The 21,500-nt window shown below is 41.9% G+C and carries 15 protein-coding genes and 1 pseudogene; 6 read left to right on the top strand and 10 right to left on the bottom strand.

The features are described from left to right. Positions 1 to 337: 337 nt before the first annotated feature. A complete protein-coding gene (locus BV375_RS19145) occupies positions 338 to 1,033 on the top strand; it encodes a hypothetical protein (protein WP_086763198.1) in 696 nt (231 codons plus the stop codon). Between the two features lie 85 nt (positions 1,034 to 1,118). Here the strand turns inward: BV375_RS19145 and BV375_RS37675 are convergent. The 3 genes and pseudogenes from BV375_RS37675 to BV375_RS19130 all read right to left on the bottom strand — a co-directional run bounded on the left by BV375_RS37675 (position 1,119) and on the right by BV375_RS19130 (position 3,308). Then, a pseudogene (locus BV375_RS37675) lies at positions 1,119 to 1,349 on the bottom strand (DUF433 domain-containing protein). A gap of 203 nt (positions 1,350 to 1,552) precedes the next feature. Beyond that, entirely contained in the window at positions 1,553 to 1,831 is a 279-nt protein-coding gene (locus BV375_RS19135) for a DUF1049 domain-containing protein (RefSeq protein ID WP_086688845.1), read from the bottom strand. 49 nt (positions 1,832 to 1,880) lie between these two features. Next, positions 1,881 to 3,308 (bottom strand): phosphoglucomutase/phosphomannomutase family protein, encoded by a 1,428-nt coding sequence (locus tag BV375_RS19130; RefSeq protein ID WP_086763196.1) that lies wholly within the window; start codon positions 3,306 to 3,308, stop codon positions 1,881 to 1,883. 104 nt (positions 3,309 to 3,412) lie between these two features. On the opposite strand from BV375_RS19130, the gene BV375_RS19125 reads away from it, so the two are divergent. Then, positions 3,413 to 4,267 (top strand): PD-(D/E)XK nuclease family protein, encoded by an 855-nt coding sequence (locus BV375_RS19125; RefSeq protein WP_086763194.1) that lies wholly within the window; start codon positions 3,413 to 3,415, stop codon positions 4,265 to 4,267. Between the two features lie 118 nt (positions 4,268 to 4,385). Here BV375_RS19125 and BV375_RS19120 read toward each other — a convergent pair whose 3' ends face one another. Further along, positions 4,386 to 6,056 (bottom strand): transglutaminase domain-containing protein, encoded by a 1,671-nt coding sequence (locus BV375_RS19120; protein WP_086763192.1) that lies wholly within the window; start codon positions 6,054 to 6,056, stop codon positions 4,386 to 4,388. A gap of 1 nt (position 6,057) precedes the next feature. Beyond that, positions 6,058 to 6,330 carry a hypothetical protein gene (locus BV375_RS36100; protein WP_143842140.1) on the bottom strand — a complete coding sequence of 91 codons (273 nt, stop codon included), beginning with the start codon at positions 6,328 to 6,330 and terminating at the stop codon, positions 6,058 to 6,060. Between the two features lie 17 nt (positions 6,331 to 6,347). Here BV375_RS36100 and BV375_RS19115 point away from each other — a divergent pair, with 17 nt between their 5' ends. The 3 genes from BV375_RS19115 (at position 6,348) to BV375_RS19105 (ending at position 11,536) form a co-directional block, all read left to right on the top strand. After that, entirely contained in the window at positions 6,348 to 9,206 is a 2,859-nt protein-coding gene (locus tag BV375_RS19115; protein ID WP_086763190.1) for a cation-translocating P-type ATPase, read from the top strand. Between the two features lie 115 nt (positions 9,207 to 9,321). Continuing rightward, entirely contained in the window at positions 9,322 to 10,455 is a 1,134-nt protein-coding gene (recF, locus tag BV375_RS19110; RefSeq protein WP_086763188.1) for a DNA replication/repair protein RecF, read from the top strand. Between the two features lie 667 nt (positions 10,456 to 11,122). After that, a complete protein-coding gene (locus BV375_RS19105) occupies positions 11,123 to 11,536 on the top strand; it encodes a hypothetical protein (RefSeq protein ID WP_086763186.1) in 414 nt (137 codons plus the stop codon). A gap of 46 nt (positions 11,537 to 11,582) precedes the next feature. Here the strand turns inward: BV375_RS19105 and BV375_RS19100 are convergent, their stop codons facing one another. Beyond that, positions 11,583 to 12,026 (bottom strand): MgtC/SapB family protein, encoded by a 444-nt coding sequence (locus BV375_RS19100; protein WP_086763184.1) that lies wholly within the window; start codon positions 12,024 to 12,026, stop codon positions 11,583 to 11,585. A 997-nt stretch (positions 12,027 to 13,023) separates the two neighbouring features. Here BV375_RS19100 and BV375_RS19095 point away from each other — a divergent pair. Beyond that, a complete protein-coding gene (locus tag BV375_RS19095; RefSeq protein ID WP_086763182.1) occupies positions 13,024 to 15,420 on the top strand; it encodes a putative PEP-binding protein in 2,397 nt (798 codons plus the stop codon). A gap of 42 nt (positions 15,421 to 15,462) precedes the next feature. On the opposite strand, the gene BV375_RS19090 is transcribed toward BV375_RS19095, so the two are convergent. The 4 genes from BV375_RS19090 to BV375_RS19075 all read right to left on the bottom strand — a co-directional run bounded on the left by BV375_RS19090 (position 15,463) and on the right by BV375_RS19075 (position 21,416). Further along, positions 15,463 to 16,284, bottom strand: a complete 822-nt coding sequence (locus BV375_RS19090; protein ID WP_086763180.1) for a hypothetical protein — start codon at positions 16,282 to 16,284, stop codon at positions 15,463 to 15,465. A 51-nt stretch (positions 16,285 to 16,335) separates the two neighbouring features. Beyond that, positions 16,336 to 17,508 (bottom strand): hypothetical protein, encoded by a 1,173-nt coding sequence (locus BV375_RS19085; protein ID WP_086763178.1) that lies wholly within the window; start codon positions 17,506 to 17,508, stop codon positions 16,336 to 16,338. Between the two features lie 248 nt (positions 17,509 to 17,756). Next, the gene (locus tag BV375_RS19080) at positions 17,757 to 18,413 is read right to left on the bottom strand and encodes a DUF1361 domain-containing protein (RefSeq protein WP_086763176.1); all 657 of its coding nucleotides are present in this window, start codon (positions 18,411 to 18,413) and stop codon (positions 17,757 to 17,759) included. Positions 18,414 to 18,857: 444 nt separating this feature from the next. Further along, positions 18,858 to 21,416, bottom strand: a complete 2,559-nt coding sequence (locus tag BV375_RS19075) for a response regulator (protein ID WP_086763174.1) — start codon at positions 21,414 to 21,416, stop codon at positions 18,858 to 18,860. Positions 21,417 to 21,500: the final 84 nt, after the last annotated feature.

The following is a 21,500-nucleotide window of genomic DNA, read 5'->3' as shown; positions in this document are numbered from 1 at the left end:
GTGCATTTTTTTAAGGCAAAACAATGTTCTCAACTGGGTGTTGTATCTAGACGAAAGCTCTTTTATCATCTGTACTTTGATTCACTTTTCTTGCAAAGTGTGCATGGTTGATACGAGTTGCTAAGCTAATTTTTAGCTTAAGTTTTTGTGTCCACTCTACGGTTGTTGAGAGTGCTGGAAGACCTCATTTGACTAATAGCCGTAGTTTAGATGGGCTTAATGTTAATTTGCTTGATGGTGAGGGAATTATATTTGTAAGAAAAAGAATAACTTGACGGTACATTTGATCAAAAATACCTGCCTAGTTAGTCTATTTACAAAAATCATCATCAAAATTATGAAAGTTAAATTAGGGTTCGGATCTATCCCTAAACCTCAATATGTATTTGTTAGTAGAGAAAATGATTACTGTTGGTATATGCTCACTGAAGAGAGAAAACATATTCCAATATATGAAAAAGCTTTGACGGGAGTAATTACAGGGATAGAAGTTAATAAAAAGATTGAAACATCCTTTGGAGAAGCTGAAAAAACAGATTTATACATTTTTGCAGACAAACCTTATATTGTCCGTTCAGGAAGTGACTCTTACTTTTCTAAAAGTTTATTGTTATCTTTAGATGCCCTGACTGCTGAACAACTGCATAATCCACTGACTCTCGCTGTTAGTCCTGGAGATAAAACAGTAGTATTTTGTAGTATTTACGATCCAGTAACTTACCGCTCTGTAGGCGTGAGTTGGGACGGACATAGAGAGATTAACTGGCAAGCTTTAGGGCAAAAAGTTAGTATAAAAATTAATGATAATCACAGTTCAAAGCAAGAACGAATACAAACATTTACTAATACAACACAATCTGAACTCCATGCAGTTTTAATAGCTCAAACAGATACATATTTAGCACAATTAAATTGGTCTCCAGAGCAAGGAAGGGAGTATTTACAGCAGAAATATGGCAGGCGATCGCGTCATCATCTCTCTGATACAGAACTGCTGGATTTTATTGATTATCTCAAGCTACAACTAATCTAAAAAAATACCTTCCGTTTCATGAATTGTCGTAAAGGGCGGGGAAACCCCGCCCCTACAATTGTCTGCTGTCAGGAAGAATCGAAGCTCATGCTTGGATCGTCAGCATTTGCCCTTCTCTATCAGCCGCATAGCTTAGGCAAGCTAAAATATCCTCTTGTGTTAAATAAGGAAAGTCATTAAGTACTTATTTGTATGTCATACCAGAAGCAAGATATGACAAAACATCATATACAGTAATTCTCATACCTCGAATATAAGGCTTACCACCTCGCTTTCCTAGTTCAATCGTAATAATATTTTGGTAATTTACAGATATACGAATGAACAAAGTGAGTTAATTGAAAAACTTGTGATTAGTTATTACTTTTTAACCTACTGTGGCAAATTGAAGAGATTCAAAAAGGAATTACTGAAGCCGAAATAGCAGATTTTGCCCGTGAGGAATAAGTAAAAGCAATTTTTACAAAACTCACCAATGCAAATTAATTCACAGACGTTTATCTACGGTTAATTTATCCCTCAAAAATCTTCATCATCAACAAAAAACTCGGCATCTTCATCAAAGCGAGAATTCCCTTTTCTAGAATCAGCAAGACCCCACAGAGGTTGCAGCACTGCTATACCAACTAAGCCGATACAAACACAAAAAGCCAGCACTAAACCTACTGGTATTTGAATCGATTGTAATGACAAGAATTTTAACCGTACTAGTGTGGCATTTTGGACTGAAAGAAGCGCGATCGCCATTACCCACACAGCTACAACTATAGATATTAACAAATTAGCAATACTTTTCATAATTAGTTACTCCCCTCTCCGTATACGGAGAGGGGTTGGGGGTGAGGTTCTACTCTAGTTTAGCGATCGCACTCTCCATCTCTTGGGCAATTTTGGTGAGTTTTTCGGGTGAATTGGTTTCTAGATATACGCGTACCAGTGGTTCTGTACCGGAGGGACGTAGGAGTATCCAGCTACCTTCTTCTAAGTAGAGCTTAATACCGTCTTTGCGACCAACTTCTTTAACTTTAATTCCCGCAACTTCTGTGGGTGGGTTTTTGGTGAAGAAGTCGATAACAGCAGTTTTGTGGGCTTCTGTAAGGTGCAAGTCGAGGCGGTTGTTATAAAGCGGACCGTCAGCTTCGGCGATCGCTTCTTTGACTAGTTGACTTAGGGGTTTACCTTCATAGGCGATCGCTTCTGCTACTAACATATCGGCTAAAACGCCATCTTTTTCGGGAATATGCCCGATAACGCTCAAACCGCCTGATTCTTCTCCACCAATCAATACGGTGGTTTCCCGCATTTTTTCACCAATGTATTTAAAGCCTACTGCTGTTTCATAAATTGGCAGCCCGTATTTAGCTGCGAAATTATCTAATAGGTGAGTTGTAGCTACAGTGCGGACAATAGCGCCACTTTTGCCTTTATTTTTTATTAAATGACGTGCTAGTAATAGCAGCACAGTGTTAGGGGTGAGGACATTACCTTGTTCATCGACAATGCCAAAGCGATCGCTATCGCCATCGGTTGCTAAACCTAAATCTGCTTTACCAGCCCGTACTGCTTCAACTAACTCAACGAGTTGTTCACCTTTAGGTTCTGGCATTCCGCCGCCAAACAAAACATCCCGCCAAGTATGGAAACTTTCTAACTGAACACCACTTTGTTGCAAAACTTCATCTAAATAGCCGCGAGAAGTAGAATACAAAGCATCGTATTTTACCTTTAGCTGGGCGCTTTTGATTTTTTCTACATCAATTAGGGTGTAGATAAATTGCAGATAATCGGGTTTCGGATCGAAAATAGAAATAGAACCCGATGGGCTACCACTTGGCGGCTCATCTGATGCACTTTCGATATTTGCCACAATAGTATCAGTAATCTCTGGAGTGGCAGGACCAGCATAGTCAGGGATATATTTAATCCCACAGTAAGGTGCAGGATTATGACTTGCCGTAAACATCAACGCCCCTGCCGAATTTAGGTGACGGGCGTTGTAGGCAATTACTGGTGTGGGGCAATCCCGATCAGTAACTTTTACTGTCCACCCCAAGTCAGCCAAGACTTGGGCGGCTGTTTGGGCAAACTGGTCAGCTAAAAATCGAGTATCGTAGGCAACAAGTACTGGCCTGTCTTTGCTATAGGCCGTTTCAAGGTAACTAGCGATCGCTCTTGTAACTTTTCTCACATTGGGGAAAGTAAAATCATCAGCGATAATGCCTCGCCATCCATCCGTGCCAAATTTAATCTTGCTGGAATTGCTACGGTTGCTCATTTTGCCACAGTCTCCCGTCCAACTTCACTACTATAGGAAGCTTCGCGCAAAGCGTGCGTAGCCGCAAGTATCTCCACCGTTATTTTTCTCACTGCGCGTTAGCAATGTCAATCCCCGACCGACCTTTTGCCAGTTATCACCTTTGGTCTTTAGTTGCCCCAGCTATAGGGCAAGAACGCTGGCATTGCCAGATGAGACGGGGGTTTGTCAAAGCACGTCAGCATGAACCACAAGTTAAAGCATTATTAGCCAAAGCTACGGCACCCCAGCGAATTGGTATACTCGCCCAAAAAGGCGTGTACGAATTTCATCATCATCGACATCTGTTAAATCAAACAGACGGTGTAGCCAAAGTTGCTCAGTTGCTAAAATTAAGACATTCCTCTGATGAAGTTCAACAGCGCGTGCTGCAAATCTTGCAAAAATATCACGACGCTCCCTTGCTGTTGAATAAACAAATCCTCCAATTAACTCCAGGAGATGAAGGCTTTCCCAGACCAATTTTAATTGACCAGGATGATTATTGCTTCCGTTTATATGCGGCTATGGATTGTGTATTTATTGATAGCGATCACACATTACATATTTTAGATTTTAAAACTGGTAAGGCCGCTTTTGACCAGCGACAGGCATTAGTTTATCTGTTAGCTGCTCGTTATCTTTACCCTGGACATGAAGCTGTTGCATCGTTCTATAATTTAGAACTTTGTAAAAAATCAGAATTAATTCGGATTAATCGTCACGAATTAGCATCCTTAGAATTTGAGTTAGCTCACATTGCCCAAAAGCATCAGCAAGATTTACACAAATATCAGCAAGAAAGTAGCGAATTCAGTGAGGTGTTTCCGCCCAATCCAGGATATCACTGCCGTTTTTGCCCATTTCGCTCAATCTGTGATTTTGCTGATACTCAACAGCCTCAATCTTTCGCTATGCCCATTTTAAAGGTTAATGGCTAGTTGGGCAGGGGGCAAGGGCGCAGGAAAAGCAGGGGAAAAATGACAAATGTCTATTTACTTTTACTTATTGCCTATTGCTTTTTGATTGTTGACTTTTGACCAATGACAAATGATCAATTTAAAACGGCGGCAACTCTTTAAGAATTGTAAATCGGATATGATTAATTGCCAGGTCGCCAAGGGGGATATCTTCTTTGGTAAGACGTACACCTTGACTAGAAAGGGTTTCAAAAGGAACACCTTTGCCAATTTCGATGTGATACCAGCATAAGCCCATAAAAAAGCGTGTAGGATAAGGTCCTGCATTTCCCACGTCATCAGGGTTAGATTCCATTGGCAACCAACCAATGTTGGGTATGTAAAACTCTAACCAAACATGATTAAAATCTGGTTGTAAAGGCACACCTTGTAGTTCACCATGCGGAGGACATTTGTACCTACCCACCGTGCGACAAGGAATCCCGTTTAAACGGCATAGAGCCAGCAATACACCCACATATTCCCCACAGGAACCAACACCCCGTTCTAAAACGATATCTGGTGTATCAATGTATGGTTTAATACCATAAGACAATTCATCGTAAACATAATTGCGGATGCTGTACATTTTCCGCAACAGATTGGTTTCCGAGCCGACTGCGTCCCGAGAAGCACGGCGGACAATGGTAGTATCCATTGCTAAATCATCATCATCCACCAGGTAGCGGGTTTCAAATTCTGGTGCTAGTTCAGGAATATTTTCTACATCTTTAGGTGTGATGCGATACTTAATCCCGCGTACTTCCAAAATTGCTTTCCAGCCAAATATATGCCGTTCGCCGGGGGTAAGGGTATCAAATTTAAATACAGCTACCCGTTGCCCATCGATCGCTTCTTCTGTAAAAGGTAAGCCAATGGGTTCAACTTGTTTGACCTTTTGGCGTTCGGTTTCTGAAGGTAAGGCTATCCGCCACTCTAAATTTGTTAAATAAACCTCTTCTAAGGGTGAAATTTCCTCAGCGTAGGACATTTCAATGAGATAGCCATTAGAGAGGGCGTAACGCTTCTCTGGCTCGTAATGATAATACAGGGGATGAATAAAAGTGCGATCGCGATATGTTAGCTCATGATTGGGATCGGCATTAGGATTATCCCGGATATAAGGTTCCTCAGAGGCATAAGCGACATAAAGACTTTCTTTGGCTGTCTCAGCGTCTTTATGTATAGCTATACCTGTAGGCGAGTCAAAGGGCGTCAGCACACTGAATTGAATTTCCCCTGTTGCCCGATCGATACAATAAACTGTTTGTTCTGTGCGATCGCTGACCCACAGAGTGTCTTGACTAACTGCTAAATTTTCGACACCAACTCCAGGTGCATAAAATCTAGTAATTTCTTTGCGGCTATCGGATTCAAAAATCAAGATGTAGCCTAACTTTTGGCAGCTGACATAGATGGTTGATTCCCAAACAGCAACACCGTCAGCCGGATAAGGCAATGTTACGAAATGTTCTAGACCTAAAGCATTCAGCTTACAGCGATAAACACTGTTGCCACGGGTAACCCAAAGGGTATCTTCCCAAACTGCTAGACCTGTGACTTCAGTAAATTCTTTGACTTGATGAGAATTAAGAATTTTGCTGTTATCAGATATGGGGTCAATTTCTAGCAGATGACCTTTAACAGTATCAATAGCAATGAGTGTATCTTTAATGAAAGCAATGCCACCCAATGCGGCAGCACTTAGCGGTCGAATTGTTCTTTGCCCAAACATCTGGCTAACGGTCATACTGGGAAGTGCAAAACTCATATTAAGCATATTCATTTAACCGTTTAGCACGCCTAGAATAAATTGTGGTACGTCCCATGTGACCAAGCTTCAGACTGGTGTTACTTACAATTATCAGTGCAATGTGTTCCAAAAAAACTCTTCCGTAGGAAATAACACACACAAATCCCCAGAGGAGAAAGTGACAAATGCCAGGAATCACATCTACACTAATACAGCTTGGCGAAAGCCTTAATGTTACTTTAGTTGATGGAATTCCTGCCATCACTAAATTATGATCGAATTTTGTAACCATTTCCTGTGACTTACACGATGTCTGCTAATTCTCTGCCTGAAGGTGCCGCCGTTTGGCATAGTTTAGAAGTTGATAAAGCGCTAGACCTGCTTGATAGTAATGCAGACAGTGGCTTGACACCCCAAGAAGTTGAACAGCGGTTGCATAAATACGGCCCCAATGAACTTGAAGAACATGGTGGCCGTAGCGCTTGGGAGATTCTGTGGGATCAGTTCAAGAACGTTATGTTGTTGATGCTGATTGCTGTAGCTATAATTTCTGGGGTTTTAGACCTAGTGGCTTGGCGAGGAGGCAACTTAAAGCCAGGTGAAGTGCCATTCAAAGATACGATCGCCATCATGGCAATTGTCATCCTCAACGGCATCCTGGGCTATGTGCAAGAAAGCCGTGCAGAAAAAGCCCTAGCAGCCCTGAAAAAACTCTCCTCTCCCTTAGTGCGAGTCATCCGCGATCGCAAACTGGTAGACGTAGCAGCTAAGGAATTAGTCCCAGGGGATGTAATGCTGCTGGAAGCTGGGGTGCAGATAGCCGCAGATGGACGCTTAATTGAACAATCTAATTTGCAAATCCGGGAATCGGCGTTAACTGGTGAAGCCGAAGCTGTAAATAAACAGGCAAAATTACAATTGCCAGAAGAAACATCATTAGGCGATCGCCTCAATGTCGTCTTTCAAGGAACGGAAGTTGTCCAAGGACGAGGTAAGGTGCTAGTCACCAACACTGGTATGCAAACGGAACTAGGCAAAATTGCTACCATGTTGCAATCGGTGGAAAGTGAACCTACGCCTTTACAGCAGCGAATGACTCAACTAGGCAATGTCCTGGTGACTGGTTCTTTGATTCTTGTAGCGATCGTTGTCATCGGCGGTATCATCCAGGCTAGAGGTTTTAGCAACTTACAAGAACTTTTGGAAGTTTCCTTAAGTATGGCGGTGGCTGTAGTACCAGAAGGTTTACCTGCCGTAATCACTGTGACACTGGCATTGGGAACTCAGCGCATGGTACGCCGCAATGCCTTGATTCGCAAACTGCCAGCAGTGGAAACTTTGGGTTCTGTAACTACCATCTGTTCTGATAAAACTGGCACGCTGACTCAGAACAAAATGGTAGTGCAATCAATTTATACAAATAATTCTACTTTTCGGATTACAGGCGAAGGTTACGCACCTACAGGCGATTTTCAATTAAATGGGCAAAGAATTTCTGTAGATGAATATCCCGAAATTGCTGCTTTGCTAGTCGCTTGTGCCGTTTGTAACGATTCTGTGCTGCAAAAAGAAAAAGGGGAATGGGCAATTTTAGGCGACCCCACGGAAGGGGCTTTACTCACCTTGGCAGGAAAAGCCGGTATCGAAAAAGATCAGTGGGGTAGTAAATTACCTAGAGTTGCAGAGTTTCCCTTTTCTTCAGAACGCAAGCGCATGAGCGTAATTTCCCAAGTTGAAGAAGTCGCTACAGGTGAATCTTCGTTGACAGGAATTGATCCAGCAATTTCTGGCTTTTTGCAATCTGAAAATTACCTGATGTTTACCAAAGGTTCCCCAGAATTAATTTTGGCGCGTTGCAGTCAAATTTATTTGGGTACGCACCCAGTCTCCTTAACAGAGGCACAAAGCCAAAAAATCTTGGCAGAAAACGACCAAATGGCGAGTAAAGGTTTGCGGGTGCTGGGTTTTGCCTACAAACCCCTTGCGGAAATCCCGCCAGAAGGTTCAGATGAAACCTCAGAGCAAGGTTTGGTGTGGTTGGGATTAGTGGGAATGCTAGACGCACCACGTCCAGAAGTAAGAGCAGCAGTTCAAGAATGTCGCGAAGCTGGTATTCGTCCAGTAATGATTACTGGTGACCACCAATTGACAGCAAGGGCTATTGCTACCGATCTAGGTATAGCCGAGGAAGGCGCTCGCGTTCTTACAGGTCAAGAATTGCAACGGATGAGCGATGAAGAACTAGAGCAAAATGTTGACTTGGTAAGTATCTACGCTCGTGTTTCCCCAGAACACAAACTGCGAATTGTCAAAGCGCTGCAACGTCGGGGTAGATTTGTGGCGATGACAGGTGATGGTGTAAATGATGCCCCAGCGTTAAAACAAGCAGACATCGGCATTGCGATGGGCATCACCGGCACCGATGTCAGTAAAGAAGCCAGCGACATGGTGCTGCTAGATGACAACTTCGCTACAATTGTCGCCGCCACTAGAGAAGGTAGAGTCGTTTACACCAACATTCGCCGTTTTATCAAATACATCCTGGGCAGTAACATTGGTGAAGTACTGACAATTGCCGCTGCGCCATTAATTGGTCTGGGAGGCGTTCCGCTTACACCTCTACAAATTCTTTGGATGAACTTGGTCACAGACGGTTTACCAGCCCTAGCATTAGCAGTGGAACCTCCTGAGCCAGATGTGATGAAGCGTCCACCTTTCAGCCCCCGAGAAAGTATTTTTGCTAGGGGTTTGGGTTCTTATATGATTCGCATTGGTATTATCTTTGCGATTATTACCATAGCTTTAATGTGGTGGGCTTACAGCCATACTCATGCACCAGGATATCGAGGCGATCGCGATGCTTGGAAAACTATGGTATTTACTACCCTATGTATTGCCCAAATGGGTCATGCCATAGCTATTCGCTCAAATAACCGACTAACCATAGAGATGAATCCGTTCTCTAATCTCTTTGTATTAGGAGCTGTGGTTGTCACCACAATTTTGCAGCTGATGCTAATTTACGTTCCACCCCTGCGAGATTTCTTTGGTACTCACTTGCTAGATAGTACAGAATTAGCTATTTGTATTGGTTTTAGTGCCTTGATGTTTGTTTGGGTGGAATTGGAGAAGATATTCTTCCGATTAGTTGGCAAAAAGACTGTGTGAGGGTGATTGGAAAGACGCAAAGAAAGGGGGACGCGGGGACGCAAAGAGCAATTTCCCCGCGTCTTTCTGTCCCTGTGTCTCCGCGTTCTCTTCCCCATCTTGTAATTTCTCCACTATGTATCTCAAATCCATTCACCTCCGACAGTTTCGCAATTATAAAGACCAAAAAGTGGAGTTTACTGCTGCCAAAACGATTTTGGTAGGCAATAATGCTCAGGGAAAGTCAAATTTGTTGGAGGCGGTGGAGTTGTTGGCAACATTGCGATCGCATCGGATGGCGCGCGATCGTGATTTAGTTCAAGAAGGCGAGGAGATCGCCCAAATTAATGCCTCCTTAGAACGGAAAGCTGGTGTTAGTGACCTCACCTTAAGTTTCCGCCGTAATGGTCGTCGCAGCGTTGCTCTTAATGGCGAGTCTGTGCGCCGTCAAATGGACTTTCTTGGCATTTTGAATGCAGTGGAGTTTTCTAGTTTAGATTTAGATCTAGTGCGTGGCGGTCCCGAAGGTCGTCGCAGCTGGCTCGATACTCTATTAATTCAACTTGAACCTGTTTATGCTCATATTTTGCAGCAGTACAATCAAGTTTTGCGGCAACGCAATGCTTATTTAAAAAGTACTCAAGACTCAGCACTCAGTACTCAGCACTCAGAACAATTGGCTGTCTGGGATGCACAATTAGCTACCACAGGTACAAGAGTCATTAGACGGCGCGAACGAGCTATACAAAGATTGGCACCGATTGCTACTAAGTGGCACTCTATTATCAGTGGTAGTACGGAAATACTTGAGATCAAGTATGCGCCTAGTGTGCCTTTGGGGGAAAACTATCCCCAAGAAGTGCAGCAAGCTTTTCTAGAAAAAATTCAGCAGCGAGCAGTTGCTGAACTTCGCCAAGGCACTACTCTTGTTGGCCCTCATCGTGACGAAGTAGAATTAATTATTAACCAAACGCCCGCTCGTCAATACGGTTCTCAAGGTCAGCAGCGAACCTTAGTTTTAGCCCTCAAACTAGCCGAATTACAACTCATTGAAGAAGTTGTGGGAGAGGCACCACTGTTATTGCTAGATGATGTTTTAGCAGAATTAGATCTCTACCGTCAAAATCAGTTACTTGATGCAATTCAAGACCGATTTCAAACTTTAATTACGACAACTCACCTAGGCTCTTTTGACTCACAGTGGTTGAATTCATCCCAAATTTTGCTTGTCAAGTCAGGAGAGATCTCATTGCCAAATCCTATTTGCTAAATCCAGACACAAAAATTAAATTGTTGCTGGCAATTATCAATATGCGTATAAAGTCACTGTTGAATATTTTTTCTATTCGTTCCGCAATTGGTCATAATATTGTTTGATAAATTTGAAGAAAAATATTATTTATTAACAAATTTTTTTATTAGTAAAAACTCTAATTTTCTAGTTGAATTCACTGAAGTTATTTAGAGGTTATTTATAAAGTAAAGTTTAAATCGTAGGGGAGCCAGTGCGTTGAGGAGGTTCCCTCCGTTGTAGCAACTGGCGTTGCGTTATAGCAAAGTTTAACGCACCGAGAAAGATGGTGTTCTACGGCTAAATAATCCCTCTCTCAAACTCCCAAATCTTTGCATAGCTGTAACAGACCCTACTTAATATTTACTTTATAAATGGTCTTTTAGGATTATTTCACACTAACTTAGTTTTCGTTTATCATAAATTCCAGCGACTTTATGTGGATGGAATACAATAATTTAGTACACCTCAGCAGCAATACAGATAGTCTAATAAAAGAGCTAGAAAGCCTAAAATAAAGTTTGCGAATTTTCAATTCCGCATTTCCTGAAGGGTTGTCATTGGCTAGCAGTACTATTACCTATGCCTTTACTAGAGCAAATTGTTTCCAACCCATAAACGCTATAGATTTACAGTACATTTAGATATGTCTCAACAAAATCAGATATTAAATAAAGATGAGATTGCTGCACTAGGTGCATCATTAAGAGGAATTGAGCAGAAGCTACTTAAACAATCACAGCAAACAGGTACAACTAGAATGTGGTTCCAAGGAGAAGAACCGTATTTTGATGTTTTCTTTGAATTAAAAAATGATGAAATTTTATGGTTTCAATTTACTTTACGTGGTAAATCCCTTTCTTGGGATAGTAGAAGAGCGCGATTTCAAACTGGCACTACTAATGAACTAAATTACAACGATGTCAGCTTTTATGCGGCTAGTAAAACAATTGAAAATGATATTCAAACTAATTGGGAATTTGTTAACTTAGTCAGATTAATTCTTGAAACTAGATCGGCAGAAAATATTTTTGCTAAAGTCTTAAAATTGTTTGATTAAGCTTTTACTTATTTGTCAGTTGATAGTCATATTTACTAATGACCTATCACTTATTTCTTTTTTCAAATTTTTTGAAAACATTGAGAACTAAAAAAGTTAGCAAAGCGCCCATTAACCCTAATTGCCACAAGCCACATCCAGCAGCAATTCCTAGAGCTGCCGAAACCCAAACAGCCGCAGCTGATGTCAATCCGTGAACTTCAGATCGCTGTGAGTCTTGAGAAGATTCGCGCAAGATCTCTCCAGCACCAAGAAATCCTACGCCAGCTGCAATACCTTGAATAACTCGACTAAGAGCGTCTGCACTGGGTTTTAGCCCTACTGTATGCAGAGGTATGACAGTAAATAGAGCTGAACCTAGACTGACTAACATATGAGTTCTTAAACCTGCTGGCTTGTGTCTCAGCTGCCGTTCTAAGCCGATAATTGCCCCACACAGTAGTGCCATGCATAGCCTAAAGGTGATATTTAGCAGATCATCATTGCTCATCGAACTTCAAATATAATACTTCTATTTAATTTTTGCGAAGCTAGGTACATTTATATCTTTGTTCTTTTCTGCTCCCCATCCTCTATGAGTAGTTAAGGAATCAAATCAGATTATTATGTAGTTAGTAATGAACAGTACTTGCTTTGGGTATAGGTAATTATATCTTATGTTAATTGGTAATTTAGTTATTAAAATTAAGAAAAAAATAATCTAACTTATTTGATGAGTTTAACTCCACTGTCTGGATGAGAATATCTCAAACCTAAGTCATACTGAAATGTTGAGTATGATATTTTTTAAAAATACTTAATAAAAATTTATAATTTTGCAGATTATAAAACAAGAACTGATGATTTCGACTAGGGATAGATGATTCTAATCAACAGTCACAGTAATATTTATGCTATTGGTAAAGCTAGTCAATTAAGGCTTATTGGTTCTAAGAATATTGAATTCTGTAAAATCATCTAATCCTAACATTTTACTGCAAATTACTAGATTTAACTATAGACTCAATAATTAAATGAATGAGATATCACTTTTGGGGAGTGCAGATAGCATGAATCAAAGAAAACTATGCATTTACAAGGTAATGAGACTCAGGCAATAACTAAGAGTGTTAAATTTGGAAAAAACTAATACTGGTATAGTTTTCAGACTTGACTTCTGATTCTCTATAAATTTAGTTGTGCCAGACACTGGGTAAAAAATTAGACGTACATCGGTAAGAGAGCCAGCAGTTCTAAGGATAGTCAAACTCCACGAAGAACTATAGTGCTCTAGGTAAAGTGACCCAGGCTATATTCTGGTAAAGCACTTATTCCCAGATAAAGATGAGGAAACTTACATGCTCAGACAACGTGAAGTTTAAGGCACAGTCAGAGAAAAAAGAGCCATTTGACGTTAAGTACCAGAGATAATTTGATCCGAATTGTTACAGTGATGGTCACAACGGTGGCTCTAGCAAATCAATGACAAATGAGAACAACAAAATTGAGTGGACAAACTCTACTGGCTTGACCAAATTAAATTTCAAGACCGCGACAAAGTAGGTGATAAAGCGTTTTACTTGAGCCGAATTATGCAGCGCGGCTATCCTGTAGTACCTGGCTTTGTAGTTGGGACAGAAATTCTGCAACAATTTTTAGAAACTCTTAATAGTTCAGAGTCATTAGTCGCCGACTTACCCCATTCTTCATTGCATTTAGATGTCGCTAATTGGCGGCAACTTCAGCAGGTAGCTAATCGCTTGCGTCAAGAAATTATTACTGCCACTGTACCATCGCCTTGGGTGGGCAAAATTCTCACAGCAGCCAGAGATTGGGAAAGTAACTATCTAATTTTGCGCCCAACTGTGATAGTGTCAAATACTACACAGCCAGTAGGGAATATATCTGGTTTGCTAGAGTCAGTATTTTGCCCTTGTAATGAGGAGGCGATCGCTCTCGGATTAAAGCGTACTTGGAGTCAGCTATTTCGTGCGAGAAGTCTACTATATTGGCAACGCTTAGGTACTAACTTGCAACAAGTTAATTTGGCAGTTTTGGTACAACCTATCCGCAATGCCATTGCTAGCGGCTTATTCAACGCCAATACCTCTGGATGGGAAATTGCAGCTACTTGGGGATTGGGAGTGGCGATCGCTAATGGTGAAGTCTTACCAGATGTTTACTATATCCAACCAGAAACCGGGAAGTTAATAGAGCAACAGCTAGGCAGTAAAATTTTAGCTTATCGTGTTGACAATACAGCAACTAAAGATGACTTGCAATCATTACCACAATCAATATTGACATTAGATAATGCTTGTTTAGTTGCTTATCTGCTTGAGGAAACTCAACAAAAACAGTATGCTTTGCCTGAAGATTTCTTGCAACAAGTAATTGTTTTAGGAAATCAACTTGTAAATGAATTAGGTAAAAATTTTTATATCAAATGGACTATTTCACAGGAAGCTTTAACTCCTAAGCTCTACCTCACACAAGTTAGCGCCCCCCAATCTGCAATACCCCATCTACAGATCATCAAAGGGCTAGGGGCAGCAAGAGGACGGGTGACGGCAACTGCCTATGTGATTGCTAGTAATTCTTCATCAAAACTAGAACAGCTACCCCAAGGTGTGATTTTAGTTGCACGCACGCTCAAACCTGATTGGTTGCCATTATTACAAAAAGTTGTAGGTATTATTACAGAACAAGGAGGATTGACCAGCCATGCCGCAATCCTCGCTAGAGAATTAGGAATCCCGGCAGTTGTTAGTGCAATAGATGTCACTGCCTTAATTCAATCTGGAGAAAGACTACTCGTAGATGGCGATCGCGGAGAAGTTTCTCGGATTAAAGAACATATAGCATCAGAAGGCATTCCGCAAAAATGGGGTGCAAGGGAAAATCTACACTTTAATGACTCTCATTCCTCCGTACCCTCATTGTCTTCCAATTCTTGGCAACCTCTAGCGCCTGGTTCTGACTTAACTCGCCCGCAAACGATAATTGCGACCCAACTGCTCTTGAATTTGAGCCAAACCAGCTTAATAGAACAATTACAAAATTTACCTGTGGATGGGGTAGGTTTATTGCGCTCAGAACTGATGATGCTAACCATACTAGACGGACAACACCCCAATAGCTGGCTAGCAGACGGGCGTCAGGCAGAATTATTAGAACGCTGGACTGAGCAGATTATGCAATTTGCCCGTGGCTTTACACCGCGACCAGTTCTATATCGCTCTTTGGATTGGCGATCGCATGAGTTGCCATCGTTTCCTAATCTAGCCCAATCTTCGCCAAAGTCTGTCTTGGGTGAACGCGGCATCTTTAGCTATTTACTTAATCCCGCAGTGTTCGAGTTGGAATTGTCTGCCTTAGCAGCCGTACAAAAAGCCGGTTACACCAATATCCAGCTGTTGTTGCCCTTTGTTCGCAGTGTAGAAGAGTTTTCCCTTTGCCGCCAAAAAGTTGAGCAAGCAGGATTAACCCAAGTACCGCAGTTTCAACTATGGATTATGGCAGAAGTCCCAAGCGTACTGTTTTTGCTTCCAGATTATGTCAAAGCAGGTGTAGCTGGAATTTCAATTGGGACAAATGACCTCACACAACTCTTGCTGGGAGTAGATCGAGAGCAAGAACAGCTAGCAAGAAGATTTAATGAACTGCATCCCGCCGTCATGGGTGCGATCGCCCAACTGATTAAGATGTCCAAAGATGCCGGAATTCCTTGTGCAATCTGCGGTCAAGCACCAGCACTGTATCCAGAAATCATCGATCGGCTGGTGGAATGGGGCATTACAGCAATTTCTGTAGAGCCAGAAGCAGTAGAGCGAACATATCAGGCGATCGCCCGTGCCGAACAACGCCTAATTTTAGAAGCCGCACGGCGTCAACTCAAGGGTTAAGGAGTAGAGAGCAGGGGGACAGGAAGAACAAATGACAAATGACTATTTAATGTATCCAGTTTCACGTAAAAACTTACGTAATTCCGCGAAAAATTGAGAGCGATCGCTTTTTTTATAAGCTTGCTGCACCCGCTGCCAACCATCCTCTCCTTGACCCAGCATATATTTATCTGCCAAGTATGCTGAGAGAAATCCCTTACCATCATCGCCTTGTTGGCGTGCCTGAGTGTAAGTTTGCCACAGCTCTGTGGCATTATTGGCAATTAACTTGGGATAGCGACGCGTAACATCAACCATCTTGCCTTGCCGATACTGCCAAATTTGCAGTGGGTAGCCAGAAGCCGCATAAGCAGTGAAAGCAGCAGCAAAGCGATCGTCTCGGCTATCAAACTCTGGTAATCCATCCTTGTCTAAATCTCGGAGTCGATAGCCACCATTACCCCATTCATGACGAATCTTTTTGTACTGCTTCGATTTACTGTCGTAACGGTAAATTAGTGAATAAGTACAGCAATGTGCTCCCCCTGTAAAGAAATCAGCAATTATTTCTGGTTCTTTATTACCGTCTAAATCTAGCACTGGTAACTTATTGTCTGGCGCTGCCAACAAATCCCCCACAGGTCGGTCATATTCACTGTCTTGGGGCAGCTTTTGATCTAAAACCGTTTGACCTGAGCGGATAATTTTTAACCGCACATTTTTATACTGATATTCCTGTGGTTTCTCATAGGATATTTGTGCTTGTACATTACCGGATTTGCCAGTTATTGTTGCAGCTGTAGCAGTTTGAGCCAATACAGCCGCAGCACTCACAAGCGCAAAAGCGATTAAAGAATGATTGAAGCTGGAACGAATAGAAATCATTATTGGTGTTGTATATATGAAGACCGATTTTATACAACACCATGATAATCTTCAATATCGGAAAATTGCTGCAACAGGAGTGCTGTAAGGTATTTGTTCTGGTGGAACGGCGTAGACAGTACCACCGTTTAATAAGGTATGAGTAGCAACCAAATCTAACAAATCCTCATCACCAGTTTCTTTTTCTTCGTGTAGATAAACAGTTTCCGAACTCGGATCGAACAAACCCCATTGCTGCTGACCAACTGCAACCAACAATGAATCTACTCGTTGATAATAAGCCGCGGGAATGATTTGTTTAAGGTCGTTGGTAGCTTTGTCACTATCACCACCAAACAATTGCTGGAAACGCTCCATAAATTCTTGTTGTGACTTTTGAAAATCAGCCTCAACAATCGGCCAAGCTTTGTCATGTAACTCTTGAGCGTTGAGAATTTCTGGATTACCAGTAATACCTTCTTCCATCAAATGCTGATAAGAATTCGCCTGTCTGTACAAAGGTAGAAGATACTCTACCCCAGCTATCACCAAAGGCGCTGTTTCGTCTCGCAGTTTCTCATGCAATGCTTTATCAATCACGAAAAAGAATTGTCGAATTTCTTCCTGGTGCTGATCTCTATCAGGACTTCCTTGTCCGTGAAACGCACCTGGCTGTACAAAGGAATTAGCAGTTCCTCCCTTAGATGTGGCAATGCGGAACTGACCTTCTTTGGCAGTTTCATCTTGATTAAGAGCTTGTTCTAGGCTTTTAGGCAGATTTTCTACCTCCACTTTGTTAATGGTGTAGTGTGTGCCCTCAAAAAACCTGACATCTTGTTGGCTTAAAGCTAAGAGGTAGAAACGACCATTACCATTCAAAATCGGTAGCAGTGGCTTGATGTGAAATCTGTCTGTAACTACAACCAACTCTTGAAAATTGACTGGCAGGGTATAGTAACGAAAAAAATCTTTAGAGATAAAAATTGCCAGTCCCAACTCTCCCATTTGCTCCCAAAATTCTTGGGTATCAAGATCAATGGCTTGTTGCAACAATGCCGTTGCTGCTTGCGGTTCCAGACCAGCATCAATCAGCCGAGCTTCAGCTTCTTTAATTAAATTTTTAAACCGAATTGGGTCTTGTCGCACTTCTGGCCCAGCTGGATGCGTTGGCATATAAATTGAAACGCAATTTCCCTTTGGCTGTTCTAGCAGCGGCTTGATTTCTTCTCTAGAAATTATTTGCATATGATCTCCCTCCTAGCAACGAGACTAGACACATCACATCAGAACGTTAATATTTCTAAGTCTGATGAAATGTGTTCTAGATGCGGCATTTGAAGCCACAACCGTTTTACCTGGATTTATTTCACGTCAAGGAGGGAGAAGTTTCATCTTTCTTAAGACTTACCCAACTGGTACATATATCTTTTGTTATTGAGGTCAAAAGGCAATAGTCATTGGTTATTTCTCCTTTGTCTCCTCCAGCTCTTCTGCTACCCATTTTTCGTTTGTTGTGAATTGATGGGTATCTCAGTTTGTGGTTGTCGAACCCACCCTAAAGTCACTCGTTTCATAATCGCGTACAAACCTATAAGGATCACAAAAGTGATCAAAATAATAACTAAGGGCTGTTTGCCCAGAAGTTCTTCCACACCTTTGGTCAGCACAGCATCTGGCTGTGTAATGAAATCCCAACTATTGAAACGCAAGAAGCGGCCCCAATAAATACCCACAGCAGAGAGAGCATGGGTAATCAACTCAACCCATAGAATCCATTGACTCTTGCCAATCCGGTGTAAATAATAACCTAAATTAATTAAAGATATTACGTAAGCTTCAAATCCAGCCAAGATTACTAATAAATAAAGAGGAATTAACACCAAGGTAATTACCCACACTGATTGAATTGTGCGGATATCATCTATCAAATGAATGACATCGGTCAATAAGTAAGGTGCATTTGGTAAAAAAGCATAGAAAACTATGAATCCTAACCACCACACCCAAGACCGTCCACGATTTCTCCGAAATAGCCAAACACTCAAGGCCAAAGGAATAAAAGCTAGGAACAGATTCCAAGTCATCCATCTCATATTAATTCGTAAGACCTGGAGAAATCTGGCTATCAATTCTATCAATTCCGCTTTCATAGATGCTGACTCGCAATGGTGTGATTAATGTGGATTTGCTATATGGTGTGAATTTCAGTTATATACTAATAAAAATTTCAAATCGAACTGCTGTTTTTGTGAATCTCCAATAAAATCTATTTTCTTAGACTGCAAACAAGATTTTTAGGTTCTTACAAACCTAATACACAGAATGATATGAGCAAAATTAAAGGGTTACGGTAAGTTCTAACTCAAATAAAGAAAATAGCCACTATCTCATTGCTGAATTAAGCGGGTTAATCCATTAGTATAGCTAGAAAATTATTAGAGGCAAATCCGTTGGACTTAAAAAGATAATAAAGTGTTAAATATTACGACTCTATCAAGTAATAACACGTAATAAATAAATTCATGTTTTGATTCATAACTACCGTTTATTAAAAATTAAGTTATTTATTAGCTATCAATACATACTCAGGTAGTTTAAGTACGTTGAGCTAAGCTGGCAACTACTGTCACTAATTCAAAGGGATTGACAGGTTTAGCTATGTGTTTGGTAAACCCTGCTGCTATTGCCTTTTCTTGATCTTCATCTCTAGCAAAGGCAGTTAAGGCAACGGCTGGGATCATTTCGCTGTCTTTTTCTTGGTTTCTTACCTTGCTAATCAACGAGTAACCATCTTCATTTGGCATTCCCACATCACATAGCAGAATATCAGGTTTGGATTGGGAAAGTACTTTTAAAGCTTCAGTGGCAGATGCTGCTGTGCTCACCTGTATTTCGCATTGCTCAAGGATGAACGTGAGCATTTCACGGGTGTCTTGATCGTCATCTACTACTAGTATCCGTAAGCCATGAAGAGATGGAAAATTCTCTCTTCTGGCTTGGTTGTCCTGATTGGGCTGCCTAAGTTTAGGCTGATACATAGGCAATTGCACTGTGAATGTGGCTCCCTTGCCTACGCCATCACTAGTGGCAAAAACTCTGCCGTTATGCATTTCAACTAAATGTTGAACGATCGCTAATCCTAATCCCAATCCTGTATGTATTCGAGTCGTGGTTGCATCTGCCTGCCGGAAGGCATCGAATACATAGGGGAGAAAGTCAGCACTAATTCCTTGCCCAGTGTCACTCACAGTGAGCTGAGCGCAAGAATTAATTTGCTTGAGTTCAACGCTTACCCGTCCGCCTTGCGGAGTGAACTTGAGAGCATTTGATAGTAAATTCCACACTATTTGTTGTAATCTATCTGTATCGCCTAATACTCGATCAACCGCAGCATCAAAACTCGACTCAACAATGATGGATTTAGCTTGGGCGATTAGCTGTAAGTCATCAATCACAGCCTTGACAACTGGAGGCAGGTAAAGAGGGTGTAGATTCAAATGCAGGCTTTTTTGAGTGATGCGGGAAATGTCCAGAATGTCATTAATGAGCTTGCTTTGGAGTTTGGCATTGCGCTCCATAGTCTCCAACGCTTTTGCCTGAGTTACGGCATCCATCTGCCGAGTTCTGAGCAAGTTCGTCCATCCCAGCATCGCGTTGAGTGGTGTGCGCAGTTCGTGGGAAACGATCGCTAAAAACTCGTCCTTTACTCGGTTAGCTTTTTGGGCATCAAGGTAAAGTCTGACGTTATCAATTGCCAAGGCAACTCGTTGAGCTAGTTCTTGACATATTTCTAGCTCTGCTCGACCATAATGACGTTGCGACTGAACTAAAGCAAATGTCATTGTGCCTAGTTTTCGCTCCCGTGCTATCAGTGGCACGATCAGGTAAGAGGTGATATTTAGTTGTTGAATAAAGTTGACATGTGCTGCATCTTCTACAGTAGCGAGCGTTGACGTATCAGGAATTTCCATTACCAACTCTGGCTGTTGAGTTCGTAGTACTTTGGGGGAGCCATAATTGGCGTTGGCTGGCGGTGGGTTGCTGCGCCTGAGTTCGAGTGCTAGTGCTTCTAGTTCTGAGTTAGATGCTGCGACAATTGGTTCGCTATACGTAATTAACTTATTGTCGCCAACAACATCTACCAGACATAAATCAGCGAGAGTAGGCACTGCCAAACATGCCACCAGAGCTAAGGTTGTGCGGTAGTCTAAAGAAGAAACCAACAGCCGACTGGCCTCAGCCAGAAAACTGGAGCGGTGCTCTAGTGCCTCAGCTTTAGTACGAAGTATTTGTTCACGTGCCAGCGATTCCCGCAGTTGCTGCTCAGAGAGTTTGCGCTCGGTAATATCTTCCATCAACCCGTCAATTATGATGATGCCATTAACTGTAGTGAAGGTTTTACTGAGCCGTACCCATACTACTGTGCCATCAGCTCGTCGCAGTGGGATTTCGCGCACCTCTTTCTCTGGAACTTGGTGTAGGTGTACCCCTTCGGGGAAGCAAGCTACGCGTAGCGTTCCGCAGGAAAGCCCGCCGTAGGCATCGCGCCCTTGGCTATTGTGTTTTAATTGACTCAGCAGTTCGGCATACTCTTCTGGCTGAAAATAAGACTCAAGAGTTTTACTTTCGGGGAGATTATTGAGGTGGTTTAAACCGACTAGACGGAAAAACGCGGGATTACCTTCTAATAAAGTTCCATCCGCCTGTAAACGATATACCCCCACATTTAAATTATTCAGCAGGGTTTGCAAGCGTGTCTCTAGTCCTGCTACTTTGCGTTTAGCTTCAGTATTTTCCCAAGCACGACGCACGGCTTTGGGTAAACGCAATTGGCTAGCTGACTTGATTACGTAGTCGTCCAAGCCTAACTTCATCGCTTCAACAGCGATTTCCTGGGTGCCACTATTGGTAAACATCACCACTGGACAGTCAGGATAGCGGCTTTTAATTGCCTTGAGCACAGTCAAGCCATCACTCCACCGCAGTTGGTAGTCGGTAATTACCAAGTCAAATTGCCCTACCGCCAATGCCTGCTCTAAATCTTGTGCTTGACCAATCTCTTGAATTTGAAGATCAGAGAACTCTTGCTTTAGGGCATAAATAGCCAGATGACGGTCATTAGGATTGTCATCAATTAGGAGAATGCGTAACATCGAGGTTCTATGAAGTAGCTGGGAAATGGAGCAGGAGGAAGCGGTAAGAATTTTCTAGCTTGGTTCAAAACAGGGCGTGAATGC

The organism is Nostoc sp. 106C, from assembly GCF_002154725.1.
Taxonomy (GTDB): domain Bacteria; phylum Cyanobacteriota; class Cyanobacteriia; order Cyanobacteriales; family Nostocaceae; genus Aulosira.
The sequence above is the reverse complement of the archived record's forward strand: the minus strand, read 5'-3'. Positions and strand labels throughout refer to the sequence as shown.